The sequence below is a fragment of the Paenibacillus sp. FSL R5-0470 genome (assembly GCF_037975205.1).
GTDB lineage: Bacteria > Bacillota > Bacilli > Paenibacillales > Paenibacillaceae > Paenibacillus_AQ.
The window spans coordinates 343,381-356,669 of sequence record NZ_CP150238.1; the positions used below are offsets into that span (position 1 = coordinate 343,381).

At 45.0% G+C, this 13,289-nt stretch carries 13 protein-coding genes; 10 read left to right on the forward strand and 3 right to left on the reverse strand.

The genetic code is table 11. The annotated features are described in order from the left end of the window. Window positions 1-24: 24 nt before the first annotated feature. A complete protein-coding gene (locus tag MKY99_RS01525; protein WP_339268286.1) occupies window positions 25-1,494 on the forward strand; it encodes a stalk domain-containing protein in 1,470 nt (489 codons plus the stop codon). Between the two features lie 55 nt (window positions 1,495-1,549). Here the strand turns inward: MKY99_RS01525 and MKY99_RS01530 are convergent, their stop codons facing one another. Genes MKY99_RS01530 through MKY99_RS01540 form a run of 3 tightly spaced genes read right to left on the reverse strand, consistent with a single transcriptional unit; the run spans window position 1,550 to window position 4,048 of the window. Then, window positions 1,550-2,470, reverse strand: a complete 921-nt coding sequence (locus MKY99_RS01530; protein WP_339244380.1) for a metal ABC transporter substrate-binding protein — start codon at window positions 2,468-2,470, stop codon at window positions 1,550-1,552. After that, window positions 2,467-3,309: a metal ABC transporter permease gene (locus tag MKY99_RS01535; RefSeq protein ID WP_042184200.1), complete on the reverse strand. Its 843-nt coding sequence runs from the start codon at window positions 3,307-3,309 to the stop codon at window positions 2,467-2,469. The genes MKY99_RS01530 and MKY99_RS01535 overlap by 4 nt, the downstream gene beginning before the upstream one ends. Then, a complete protein-coding gene (locus tag MKY99_RS01540) occupies window positions 3,302-4,048 on the reverse strand; it encodes a metal ABC transporter ATP-binding protein (RefSeq protein ID WP_339268289.1) in 747 nt (248 codons plus the stop codon). Before MKY99_RS01540 ends, MKY99_RS01535 begins: the two co-directional genes overlap by 8 nt. Before the next feature lie 380 nt (window positions 4,049-4,428). Here MKY99_RS01540 and MKY99_RS01545 point away from each other — a divergent pair, with 380 nt between their 5' ends. The 9 genes from MKY99_RS01545 (at window position 4,429) to MKY99_RS01585 (ending at window position 13,277) form a co-directional block, all read left to right on the forward strand. Further along, window positions 4,429-4,995 carry a MarR family transcriptional regulator gene (locus tag MKY99_RS01545; RefSeq protein WP_339271455.1) on the forward strand — a complete coding sequence of 189 codons (567 nt, stop codon included), beginning with the start codon at window positions 4,429-4,431 and terminating at the stop codon, window positions 4,993-4,995. Window positions 4,996-5,023: 28 nt separating this feature from the next. Continuing rightward, window positions 5,024-6,478 carry an aryl-sulfate sulfotransferase gene (locus tag MKY99_RS01550; RefSeq protein WP_339268291.1) on the forward strand — a complete coding sequence of 485 codons (1,455 nt, stop codon included), beginning with the start codon at window positions 5,024-5,026 and terminating at the stop codon, window positions 6,476-6,478. 22 nt (window positions 6,479-6,500) lie between these two features. Next, on the forward strand, window positions 6,501-7,532 hold the full coding sequence (locus tag MKY99_RS01555) for an ABC transporter substrate-binding protein (RefSeq protein ID WP_339268292.1): 1,032 nt from the start codon (window positions 6,501-6,503) through the stop codon (window positions 7,530-7,532). 11 nt (window positions 7,533-7,543) lie between these two features. Next, the gene (locus tag MKY99_RS01560) at window positions 7,544-8,320 is read left to right on the forward strand and encodes an ABC transporter ATP-binding protein (RefSeq protein ID WP_042184205.1); all 777 of its coding nucleotides are present in this window, start codon (window positions 7,544-7,546) and stop codon (window positions 8,318-8,320) included. A gap of 18 nt (window positions 8,321-8,338) precedes the next feature. Further along, complete coding sequence (locus MKY99_RS01565; protein ID WP_042184207.1) at window positions 8,339-9,115, forward strand: ABC transporter permease; 777 nt, start codon at window positions 8,339-8,341, stop codon at window positions 9,113-9,115. Between the two features lie 193 nt (window positions 9,116-9,308). Then, window positions 9,309-10,421, forward strand: a complete 1,113-nt coding sequence (locus tag MKY99_RS01570; protein WP_076299914.1) for an extracellular solute-binding protein — start codon at window positions 9,309-9,311, stop codon at window positions 10,419-10,421. Between the two features lie 92 nt (window positions 10,422-10,513). After that, window positions 10,514-11,437, forward strand: coding sequence for an ABC transporter permease subunit (locus MKY99_RS01575; RefSeq protein WP_042184211.1), 924 nt, complete (start codon window positions 10,514-10,516; stop codon window positions 11,435-11,437). Further along, the gene (locus MKY99_RS01580) at window positions 11,434-12,237 is read left to right on the forward strand and encodes an ABC transporter permease subunit (protein WP_042184213.1); all 804 of its coding nucleotides are present in this window, start codon (window positions 11,434-11,436) and stop codon (window positions 12,235-12,237) included. The genes MKY99_RS01575 and MKY99_RS01580 overlap by 4 nt, the downstream gene beginning before the upstream one ends. Next, window positions 12,234-13,277, forward strand: a complete 1,044-nt coding sequence (locus MKY99_RS01585) for an ABC transporter ATP-binding protein (protein ID WP_042184215.1) — start codon at window positions 12,234-12,236, stop codon at window positions 13,275-13,277. The genes MKY99_RS01580 and MKY99_RS01585 overlap by 4 nt, the downstream gene beginning before the upstream one ends. Window positions 13,278-13,289 lie beyond the last annotated feature (12 nt).

The following is a 13,289-nucleotide window of genomic DNA, read 5'->3' on the forward strand; positions in this document are numbered from 1 at the left end:
ACCTTCGAGAGGAGAACAAACATAATGAAAAAGGAACTCATCTCCATCGTTTGTGGATTTATGCTCATAAGCGCAGTACCATCTAGCATCGTTACCGCAGAGGCAGTACAACCCGTAAGCGGCAACGTTCAAGGGAGTATAAATCAGAATATCTCTTCTAACGCTGTACTCTCTCTTAAACAGCCATGGGGATTGACTGCTGTATCTGGCAGCAATGATCTCATTATCGTACAGTCCGGAAGCGGTACTATCAGCAAGTGGAGTAATGGTGAGCTGCAGACAGTGGCTGGACAAGGTGCAGAAGGATATATCGATGGGAAGAGTGCAAAGGCCTTGTTTAATCATCCGACGTATACCGCTGCTGACAGTAAAGGCATTATCTATATCAGTGATACCGACAATCATGTCATCCGTAAAATTAAGAATGGAGAAGTATATACCTTCGCAGGAACGGGAGCGGCTGGCTATAAAGATGGACAACCCAATACCGCGCAGTTTAACGCGCCGGGTGGATTGGCAATAGACAGTAATGACAATGTATATGTAGCCGATACGCTGAATCATGTGATTCGCAAAGTTACACCGGAAGGTATTGTGACTACTTTTGCAGGTCAGCAGGGTAATATTGGTGCTTATTTAGATGGTTCGGTAGCTTCGGCCAAATTTAATGAGCCCGTGGGTCTTGTGTTCGATGAAACCGGTAATCTCTATGTGGCTGACAGTGGGAATCAGATGATTCGATTGATTAAAGGCAATATGGTTGAGACCTTTGCGGGCAAAGCAACGACAGTTGATCCAGTGACTGGATATATGGCTGGAGGGTTCCACAATGGAGATCGTCTGTCTGCGCTGTTCAATCGTCCTCGTGGACTCGCTTATGCCGATGGAGTCTTGCTGATTGCTGATAGTCTGAACCATAGGGTTCGGGCCATTCAGAAAGATGGAAGAGTCATCACAGTTGCAGGGCAGGGCACCTTGGGAGATCAAGTTGGAGCATTGGATAAAGTGATGTTTAATCAGCCTTCCGGTGTTGCGTTTGCTTCCGGGAAATTGTATGTGACGGATACGCTGAATAACAAGCTGAAGGTATTGAGTCTCGATTTGCAAGCCCTTAAGCCACTGCGTAGCGAGGGTGATCTGCTCGATGCAGTCTCGTTACTACCAGTGGGTAAGGACATGCAAGTATGGTTGGACGGAGTACAGGTGAAATTGAATACTAACAATCTACCACTTGAGCAATCCGGCAAAATTTATTTACCGGTTAGAGCGCTATTTAGCGCATGGGGAGCGGACATTCGTTGGGATTTGGCAAGCAAAGAGACGATGATTAGCAAAGGGGAGTGGACACTTTCCCTAAAGCCAGATGCAAGCCTTAATGTGGAAAACATAAAGGGCACTTTATATGTGGCAGCTGAATATTTGCCGACGGTTTCAGCTTTTATGCAGGTTTATGATGAGGACAGTCATGCAATTGTGCTGGAAAGTGGCCAATAATGGTTCGTTATTATAAAAGTTAAGGCTGTCGAGAAAAATCTCGACAGCCTTTTTTTTATGACGACAATCCTTCAACGACTTTATCAATATTCCATTTAATCATCTTAATGTATGTGTCGCCTTCTTCGCCTTTCTTAGCTAAAGAATCGGTGAAAATCTTAGAATGTATCGGTACACCCGTTTCATTGGAGATGGTTTCCATTGTTTTCGGATTAACGCTCGTTTCCAAAAATAAAGCCGGCACTTGATTTTCATCAATGATTTTAATTATATTTTTCATTTGTTCTGGCGTTCCTTGACTATCGGTATTGATTTCCCAAATAAATGCGGATTCAAATCCGTAGGCTTTTGAAAAATATTTAAATGCCCCTTCGCTTGTAACCAAAATACGTTTCTCCTGCGGGACTTTTTCTACCGCTTCTTTTGCATATTGATCTAATTCATTAAGTTTCTTAACATATTCTGATTGGTTATTCAGATAAAATTCTTTGTTGTCCGGATCTTTTTCGATTACATGTTTAGTGATGATATCAACATATTTAATAGCATTCTGAACATCAAGCCAGGCATGAGGATCTTCTTGAGTTTCTTTGCCTTTTTCTGTTAGGTACATTGGAGTTACTTCATCTGAGACGGCAAAAGCGACATCCTTTTTATTAGTGACATCAAGAAGGTCTTGGAACCACCCCTTACCTGTTTCCAGGTTCAATCCGTTATAAAAAACTAAATCTGCACTAGATACTTTACTTGTATCCTTAGGTAATGGATCGTACATATGCGGGTCTGTTCCGATGGGAACCATGCTATAGACCTCAGCTTTTTCCCCTACAATGTTTTCGGTCATATCCGCGATAATGGAGTAGGTTGCAACAATCTTCAACTTGTCATGGTCTGCTTCTCCCTCACTAACGTTTGAACATGCGGTAAATAGCAAGATGAACATTGTCAAAGAGAGCATCTTTATTGTTTTTTTCATCCTTGTTTAACCCCTTTTCTTAGAAAATTATTTTTGGGCGAGATAATAAATGATATAGCAAACAAACTTACCCCTACTAGAACAATGGTGGCACTTGTAGGTAAATTGAATCTGAAGCTAATGATCACACCTATAATTCCAGATACAGCGCCGATGGTGGAAGCCAGGATAATCATATGGATCAGCTTATTTGTCCAAAGATATGATGTAGCTGCTGGAATAACTAGCATTGCAATAACAAGCACAATTCCAACTTGAGATAATGAGGACACAGTAACCACGGATAACAGCATCATCAATAAATAATGATAGAATCCCGTTTTTAAACCAAATGCCTTAGAGACGACAGGATCAAACGAGCTAATTAACAGCTCTTTATACAACAATGAAATGATGGCAATAACAACAAGCATGATAATAAATGATTGCATTAACTCGGACTGCGGGACGGCTAAGATGTTACCGAATAAAATATGAGTTAGATCAAGCCCGCTCTTGGCGAAAGTGATTAAGACAATTCCTAGAGCGAAAAATGAGCTGAGAATAATTCCGATCGAGGTATCACTTTTGATATTGCTGCGACTTGTTATGAATTGAATGAGGATGGCCGCTAAAAGTCCAAACAATGAAGCTCCTACAAGAATGTTGATCCCTAAAATATAAGATAACGCCACACCTGGTAATACAGCATGAGACAAAGCATCGCCCATTAATGACATTTTTCTGAGTACGATAAAACTTCCTAAAACCCCTGAAACAATGCCAAGAATGATAGCAGACAATCCGGCGTTAAGCGCATAGATCGGAATGTTTAATAATGATGAGAAATAATCAATCATTTTCGGCGCCCCCCATTCCTTTGATTACCAGATTACCTAAGGATGCCCCGTAAGCATTGAGGATATTGTCGGCTGTAAAAGTGTCTTTCACATCGCCAAAAGCAATAAGCTTTTTATTGAGAATGATTACTTTGTCAAAATATTCTTCGACTTCATGTAAATCATGATGAACGATCAATATGGTTTTCCCTTCTTCACGAAGCTGTTTAAGCAGTTTTACAATAATTTTCTCACTGACTAGATCTATGCCGACAAAAGGTTCGTCTAAAAAAAATACATCCGCTTTTTGGGCAAGCGCTCTGGCAATAAAAACTCTTTGTAGTTGTCCTCCAGACAAATTACTAATTTGTTTATTTGCAAGATCACTTATATCTACCATGGCCATACATTCCTCGACGCATTGCCGCTCTTTTTTCCCGGGGCGTTGGAAGATTCTTAAGTTTGGATAGGTTCCAGTTAGCACTGTATCGTTCACTGTGATTGGAAAAGTAAGGTCAATATCATTTTTTTGCGGTACATATGCGATCTTCCGTTTATACTCAGAAATGTCTTTTCCCTCTACCCTCACCGTTCCGCTTCTTTTCTTGATTACTTCTAACAATGACTTAATGAATGTCGATTTTCCTGCACCATTTGGCCCGATAATTCCGATGGTGTACCCAAAGGGGATATCGATATTTACATTTTCTAGCGCTGAATTACCGAAATAATCCACGTTTAGGTTTCTAATTTCAATCATTAAAAAGCTCCTCGTCTTGAAAATTATTGATTTGTTTCCTATTGGAAACATTTATTTTAATTATCTAATTTGTTTCCCTAGGTAAACATTTATTCTTAGGTACAATATATTTAACAATGGGCAAAATGTCAATGAAAAAACTTAAAATTTATTTGATTTTGAATTAGAACAAGCATGCTTTCTGCGCTAGTATCGGCGTAATTTTTTAGAATTAAAAATACATACTTGACAGGTAGGAATAAAGGGTTATATGATATCAGCAATACTTAAACACTAATTAAATGAACAGTGAAATAATTAATCCGAGCCGATTGGACCGCCAAAGGCTCCCGCACTTTCCCTTGCCAGGGATATGTGATGGGAGTCTTTTTTTGTTGGCTATGGAGAGAGATGAGGTAAGAATGAGCGATACGTATTGGAGACAGCTGGAGGAGACGGACTGGGTATTCCGCAAGGTGGTCCGCAGATTCGTAAAGGAGCGGGATAAGGTCACCGTGGAAGGGATCTCCTTACCAGGCATGTTGATTTTGCACAAAATCATTCGCGAAGGTGAACAGCGGCTTGGGGATTTAGCAGATGAACTGGACTTTACGTCAGGTGCGATCACGGCTTTGAGCGATAAGCTTGAGGCTGGTGGATTTACCGTACGCAGACGTAAGGAAGGGGACCGAAGGACGGTGATGCTGGACATCACAGATAAAGGCCGGAAGATGGCAGAGCTTAACAGCAATATTGGGGAACGATGTATTTCGCTTCTGTTTGAAGGGTTCACGGAAGAGGAATTGGTGCAGCAAAGTCACTTTTATCAGCGGATCATTAGCAATCTCGAAGGATTCTCAGACATCTTGCTGAAGCTGGCGAAGGAGAATGCCGAGGCTGGGGCCTCGCCAAACCTTGAACAGAAGCCACGAGCAGTCACAAAGAAAAGTAATTATCTTAGCTATTAAAATAAATCGAATATAGGAGAGATGAACGATGGGACATTCAACCATATATCCAACTGGAGCAACTGTATATAACCCGAGCAAAGCATGGAGTGGCTATACCGTATTTCAAGCGGGTGAAGAAGGTGTTGTACTGATTGATATGAACGGTAAAGAAGTGCATCTGTGGAAGGGGCTGCTCGGGTTTCCGGCTAAAATTTTCCCTGGTGGTTATGTGCTTGGCAGTACAGGAAGAAGAGATCCCAAATTTGGCATTCAGGATAATGTAGATTTGGTGCAGGTCGATTGGGACGGTAACATCGTATGGAAATATAACAGCTATGAACATATAGAAGATCCGGGTTATGAACCGCTCTGGTATGCCCGCCAGCATCATGACTATCAGCGCGAGGGCAATCCAGTAGGTTACTTTGCACCAGGGCTAGAGCCTAAGGTTGACGGTGGCAAAACCCTAATCCTCGCTCACAAAAATATTTACAACCACCAAATCTCCGACAAGCAGCTGCTGGATGACACGATTATCGAAGTGGATTGGGAAGGGAATATCGTTTGGGAGTGGGCTCCGAATGAACATTTTGCAGAGCTAGGCTTTGATGAAGCGGCGAAAAACGTCTTATTCCGTGATCCTAATTCACGCTCCTTCGGGAATCTAGGGGGCGGTGTGGGTGACTGGTTGCATATTAATTCAGCTTCGTATGTAGGACCTAATAAGTTTTACGATGCAGGCGATGAGCGTTTCCATCCAGATAACGTGATCTGGGATGCACGGGAAGCGAATATTATCGCAATTACAGATAAGCGTACCGGGGCTATCGTGTGGAGAATCGGTCCAGACTACTCACTGCCAGAATTGAAGCATATCGATTGGATCATTGGCCAGCATCATGCGCACATCATTCCGAAGGGCTTGCCGGGAGAAGGAAACCTACTCGTATTTGATAACGGAGGTTGGGGCGGTTATGGTCTTCCCAATCCATCTTCACCCTTTGGGCAAAAAAATGCACTCCGCGACTACTCTCGAATTCTAGAGATTAATCCAGTGACACTCGAAATTGAATGGCAGTATACCGCGGCAGAAGCAGGCTTCTCTGTTCCGACGGATTCTTATAAATTCTATAGTCCTTATATTAGCTCCGCCCAGCGGTTACCGAATGGCAACACCTTAATTACAGAAGGATCTAACGGTAGACTTTTCGAGATTACGCCAGAGCATGAACTGGTCTGGGAATATATCTCACCGTATAACGATTCCAGAAATACAAACATGGTTTACCGTTCCTATCGTGTGCCTTATGCGTGGGTACCACAGCTGGAGAAGCCGGAAGAACAAGCGATTGAGCCGATAGATGTCACGCAGTTCAGAGTACCAGGGGCTGCACCTAAGGGATCGGATTCGGTAGTGAACGTGGCAACAACCCTGCCGTTTGTTGAGGGAGCTGCTTGTGTGGCGACGACTGATGAAGGTAGTAGCCGCAAAGCCAACTAATACATTTGAGGGGGATGTCGTTGTGAAAAAGTCATGGATCAGCTCAAGCTTTCTGCTCTTATCCTTATCCGTTGTTATCCTATTATCAGGTTGCAGCTCCAAAGGTGATGCGTCGTCCTCTAAAGATGGAGCATTGAACGGCAAAAAAGAGACATTGAAGATTAAAATCGCTGACATCAATACGAATCCAACTTTTCGAGTGGCATTAGATAAAGGTATCTTTGCCAAACACGGGATAGACGCTGAACTAGTCAACTTTGGTTCCCCGGCAGAAGGTGTAAATGCACTCTTCATTAAACAGGTTGATGTGGCTTTCGGGGCCGATTTTCCCTTGCTGAACGCAGTGTCGAAAGGAGATTACGCTATCATCGCCTCTGCGGGTCTGGCGACAGATGAAGCTTCTACAGAATGGAAGCTGTTCGTACAGGATGATATCAAGACAGCTGAGGAATTGAAAAGCAAGAAGCTGAGCTTTATTCGTGGAACTTTTATTCCGTACCTTTGGGATGAATATTTAAAAGAGCATAACATCGCGCTCAGTGATGTGGAATTAATAGGGCAGGGAGCCTTTGACGAATCTTATATCGCTTTGAAGCAAGGGGCTGTGGATGGTGCATGGTTCTATGGTTCAGTTCTTAATGATAAGCTGGGTGCCCTTGCAGGCGTACATGAGCTGACGGATATGTCCAAAACAACCGTGCGGTTAGGGATGGGCATTGTAGCAGGGAATGATTTTGTAACGAAAAATCCAGAGGGGATCGCCAACTTTCTCGCAGCAGTGGATGAAGCAGGGGGCTATGCCCAGGCTCATCCAGATGAGGTTGCTGATTTGATGTACGAGGAAGTGAAGCAGCCTAAGGAATCGACGATCAAAGATCTTCCGAACAATCCATGGGCGCTCGGATTCACGCAGGCGGCTTATGACAGTCTGACGAAGCAGAAGAAATATATGGTCGACAATGGAATCCTTGAGAAGGATTTTGATCTGGATAGCAAGCTGAATCTTGAACCGCTAACCAAAGCTTTGCCGGAAAAAGTCACGTATAAGAAATAGGAGGGTTCAGCATGTCATCACCTGCTAAGCAGCACACCATTCATATTGAGCAGCTTCGCAAGAGCTACAGTGAGTCAGCCGCTGGAGATGTTCATTATATTATTAAAGATGTGGATCTCGTAATCAAAGGTGGAGAGTTCTTCGTTCTGCTCGGTCCAAGTGGCTGCGGAAAGTCGACGCTGCTGAATATGATCGCCGGATTTGTTTCCAAATCTGGCGGTAACCTTCGGGTGGATAATGAAGAGGTGAATAAGCCTGGCAGAGATCGGGCAGTTGTATTTCAGCAAGCAGATTCCTCTTTATTCCCTTGGCTAACGGTTCGAGAGAATGTGGAGTTTGGACTGCGAATGAAGAAAATTGCAAAGGCTGAACGGCGCACGATATCGGATAGGTTCATCGGACTTGTAGGACTGAACGGGCATGAGGAGAAGTTCCCGAAGGAGTTATCGGGAGGCATGAAGCAGCGTGTTCAGCTGGCACGGGTGCTTGCCAATGATCCAGCGATCCTGCTGATGGATGAACCCTTTGGTGCACTTGATGCGATGACCCGGAGGACGATGCAGAAAGAACTGGTCAACATCTGGCAACAGACGCATAAGACGGTAATTTTTGTAACCCATGATATTCAGGAAGCCTTGCTGTTGGGGGAACGGATCGGCATTATGTCTGTAGGCCCTTCCTCTAACATCACGGACATTTATGACAATACGCTGCCTTATCCACGGGACGTAGCCTCAGCGGAATTTTACTCGCTATACAACCAGATTCAGAGCCATTTCGAAGAATAGGATAGGGTGGGACAGATGATGAAATGGGTGGAAAAGAAATGGGTTTCTGTATCCATACTATGGATTGCCGCACTCTGCGTCTGGCAGCTTGGGGCAGTGATCTACGGTCCTGATGTGATCCCTGGACCATGGAGTACGCTTAAGGGTGGACGCGAACTTCTAGAAGACGGAACTTTGATGCAATATATCGGGATTAGCTTTTACCGGGTGCTAATTGGCTGGGTACTCGGCAGTTTAATGGCGATTCCCGTAGGTCTGATTATTGGAAAGGTGAATGTGATTCGTATCTTTGCAGAGCCTTTTCTGAACTTTATTCGTTTTATCCCGCCGATTGCATTCATTACATTGTTTCTAGTGTGGTTTGGCATTGGGGAGCAGTCGAAGATTGCGTTGATTATGTACGCTACCTTTTTTATTGTGGTGCTGAATACCTTGACCGGTGTGATGTCCGTAGAGGAGGATAAAATCCGCTCAGCCCGTAGTATGGGCGCCAGTGAGTGGCAAATTCTGATTCATGTGATCGTCCCGGCGACGATACCGTATATTTTTACAGGCATCCGATTAGCGATGGGAACCTCGTATATGGCGATTATCGGTGCGGAAATGATTGCTTCGAACGAAGGTGTAGGTTATCTGATTTGGAATTCCAGGTTGTTTTTCCGGACAGATTGGATCTTTGTAGGGTTATTCTGTCTTGGCTTTATGGGCTTTTTCACGGATCGGTTATTTGGCTGGTTCGGCAAGAAAGTGCTCTATAGATACGGCGTGGTAAGTGTGGCGGCGCGTAGAAGGTAGTATAGCTATAAGGATAAACACGAGAACCGCCTGAGTGAATCAGGTGGTTTTTGGTATGTCTTACTTTTTATTTACAAATATTACTATCCTCCTTAATGCCGCGAAAATAGTACACGCCTATACTGCAATTGGGTGCCTAACAGTTGGAGCATAGAGAAGCCCGCAAATAAGAAATAGGAGTGAAGGGGAAATCATGAAAAAAGGGATCAAAAATCAATTATCGATGGGTCTAATGTTATCCTTGCTCGTCCTGTTGCTTGCTGCTTGTGGAAATTCGGCTAAGGCTGACGAATCAACGAATGGAAATGCTGGCACCAAAGAATTAAGTCTGACCGAGATCGAGAGTAAAGCTAAAGAAGAGGGCAGTGTTATCAGCGTGGGAATGCCGGATTCCTGGGCGAACTGGAAAGATACATGGAGTGATATGAGTAGTAAGTATGGTCTTACACATTCAGATACGGATATGTCGAGCGCGGAGGAAATTGCCAAGTTTGATGCGGAAAAAGATAAGCCAACGGCTGATATCGGAGATGTAGGGATCGCTTTTGGATCGGTTGCCGTGGAAAAAGGAGTAACACAACCTTATAAAACGACCTACTGGGATGAGATCCCTAATTGGGCTAAGGATAAGGACGGAAATTGGATTGTCGGCTATCAAGGGACGATTTCGTTTCTGACAAACACCAAGCTCGTGGCTAATCCACCGAAGAGCTGGGAAGATCTGAAGAACGGCAATTACAAAATCATCGTTGGTGATGTAACCAAAGCTGCTCAAGCGCAGATGGCTGTATTGGCCGCAGCGATTGCTTTTGGTGGCGATGAGTCGAACATTGAGCCAGGGATTGCTTTTTTCGAGGATTTAGCTAAAAAAGGACGTCTCTCCAATGCAGAGGCTTCTCTTGCCAACATTGAAAAAGGGGAAGTAGAAGTTACCCTGCTGTGGGATTTCAACGCTTTGAACTATAGAGATCAGATCAACAAAGATGGCTTCGCGGTAGCCATTCCGAAGGAAGGCAGTGTGGTGAGTGGATATGCAACGATCATTAACAAATATGCGCCGCATCCTAACGCTGCGAAGCTGACACGTCAATACATCCTTAGTGATGAAGGACAGATTAATCTTGCCAAAGGGTACGCTCGTCCGATTCGTGACAGTGTAACACTGCCGGATGATGTTGCGGCTAAGCTGCTGCCAAAAGAGGAGTATGTTAACGCTAAGCCTGTTGGTGATTACAAGGTATGGGAAGAAACAGCGAAGACCATTCCACAGTTATGGCAGGAACGTGTGCTTGTGCATTTGAACTAGAATTGTTCTTCCCCCAAAAAAAGAAACAGGGCGCCTTCGTTACGATGCCGTAAGGTGCCCTTGTTCTATTCCCGCGACAAGGAGTGAGGAAGTTGAAACAGAAAAGCCGCGGTGTGATCCTGGCACTCATTCCGTTTGCACTGATGGTGTTGGCATTTCAGCTGGTACCTGTATTGTCCATGCTGACGGGAAGTTTCCAAAAGGCAGATGGAACTGGGCTTACGCTAGGCAATTATCTGCATGCACTGCAAAGTGCCTATTACATGCAGGCAATCAAGAACAGCTTGCTGATCTCTTTAACCTCAAGTCTGATAGGGATCATTGTCGGACTTTTTTGTGCATATTGTATTACTCGGTTCACTCCGAGAGTAAGAGACAGACTCTTAATGCTGTCGAATATGACCTCTAACTTCGCAGGGGTTCCGCTGGCTTTTGCGTATATTATTTTGCTTGGTAACAATGGAGTGTTTACGCTCTTATTCAAACAGTGGGGCTGGAGTGTTTTTACCGATTTTGATTTATATAGCTGGTCTGGTTTGATTCTGGTGTATGTATATTTTCAGGTTCCATTAGCCTTACTGCTCTTGTATCCATCCTTTTACGGAATTCGTGAGCAGTGGAGAGAAGCGGCGTCCTTGCTGGGGGCAGGACCGTGGCAGTTCTGGAAGACGATAGGGCTGCCAATTCTAACTCCGGCGATCTTCGGCACACTGGGAATACTGTTTGCCAATGCGATGGGGGCTTATGCCACAGCATATGCTTTGGTTGGCGGGAATTATAATCTGCTGGCGGTACGTATCGGTTCACTGGTTGCTGGAGATGTGGTTACTCAGCCAGAAATGGGGAGTACGCTTGCTGTTCTGCTGGGTCTGACTACGATTTTGGCCGTCTATTTGAATCATCTGATGGTTCGGCGAACGGAGAGATTTGGAGCTAAAGCGCTCAGTAAACCGGATGTGAAAACCAAATCTTCTCGGCGCTTGTGGACGGCAGCTAGTGAGGAGGTGGGGCAATGAATATACGTAAAGCAGGCTTCGCTCCGCGCACTTTCATGCTAATGCTCATGGTGTATTTATTACTTCCACTGTTAGCAACCGGTATTTATGCCTTCGCGCAGGACTGGCAGAATACCTTGTTGCCTCAAGCTTGGACACTGAATTGGTTTGGAGAAATGTTTAAGGATATTCGTTTTTTGGAGGCGCTTTGGACCTCGCTGTATTTATGCCTGATTAGCGTGGTGCTGAGTCTGGCCGTGATGCTGCCAGCTGTTTTTGTCATCACCATTTATTTTCCGCGCTGGGAGAGCTTTATGAAAGTGATTGTTGTTCTGCCTTATGCGGTGCCTGGTGTAGTGGCTGCGGTGGGACTTATTCGTACCTATTCCTCTGGCCTCTTTGATATCGCTGGAACAGCTTATTTATTGGTGGGGGCGTATTTTGTGGTCATTCTTCCCTATATGTATCAGGGCATTCGCAATAGTCTGTTGACCGTTAACGCCGTAGAACTGCTGCATGCCGCAGAATTGCTTGGAGCCCGCCGCAGAACGGCTTTTATGAATGTGATTTTGCCAAATATCTGGCCTGGCGTTATCGTCTCTACCTTATTATCATTTTCCGTTCTGTTCGGTGAATTTGTTCTTACAAACATGCTAGTTGGCGGGCATATTCAGACGATTCAGGTGTATCTATATCAAAGAATGGGCGAAAGCGGACATTTAGCCAGTGCGATTGCCATCTCGTATTTTCTGTTTATTCTAGTTCTTTCGATGGTACTAATGAAGCTTGGCAAAAAGATGGGAGGAGGCGTTAAGGGATGAACGATTATCTGAAGCTGCAGGGAATACTCAAAATGTTTGGTGAGACCTGTGTGCTAGACAATATAGATTTGGAGATACGTGAAGGGGAGCTTGTGACGCTGCTAGGACCTTCCGGTTGCGGGAAAAGTACGTTACTTCGCTGCATAGCTGGCCTTTCGGAGCTGGATGGCGGCAGAATCCTTCTAGAGAATAAAGATCTGGCAAATCTGCCGCCCCGTAAACGCGAGGTGGGGATGGTGTTCCAGTCTTATGCTCTATTCCCTAATCTGACGGTGAGCCAAAATATTGAGTATGGAATGAAGATGCGTGGTTTGTCCAAAGCCGCCCGACGTAGCCGCTGCGAGGAACTGCTGGTTTTAGTCGATCTAGAGGAGAAGCGGGACGTCTATCCGCAGTCACTCTCCGGTGGACAGCAGCAGCGGGTAGCGCTGGCCCGTTCTCTAGCCGTGCAGCCCAAAGTATTACTGCTGGATGAACCCCTGAGTGCACTCGATGCCAAGATCCGCAAGAATCTACGTGCTGAAATTCGTGATATTCAGAAGCGCTTTAACATGACGACTCTATTCGTTACGCATGATCAGGAAGAAGCGCTGATTCTATCCGACCGCATCTGCATTATGAATGGTGGACGCATCGTCCAAGATGGAACACCGGAAGGACTGTACACCGCGCCGCGCACAGAGTTCGTTGCCCGGTTCATGGGCAGTTATAACGTATTGACTCGGCCAGAGGTGATGGCGCTGTTCCACGGAATAGATAGTGGGATGGACAGCTTTGCTATTCGCCCCGAAGCCGTAACGTTACTGCATGATGGGGCGGGTCAGCAGGAGGCTGCTGCCGGAGCACAACTGGTGAATGGAGTGATTAAATCTGTGTCTGTGCTAGGCAATATTATTCGATGTACGGTTGAGGCTGAAGGAATCCGATTAACGGTTGATCTTTTAAATGATGGACGCTGGCTGCGGGTTGGAGAAGGGGACAAAGTCACATTGGCGTTGAACCCTTCCGAGCTTTTACATTTAGAGCGAGAAGGAGCGTGAGTAGATTGACGG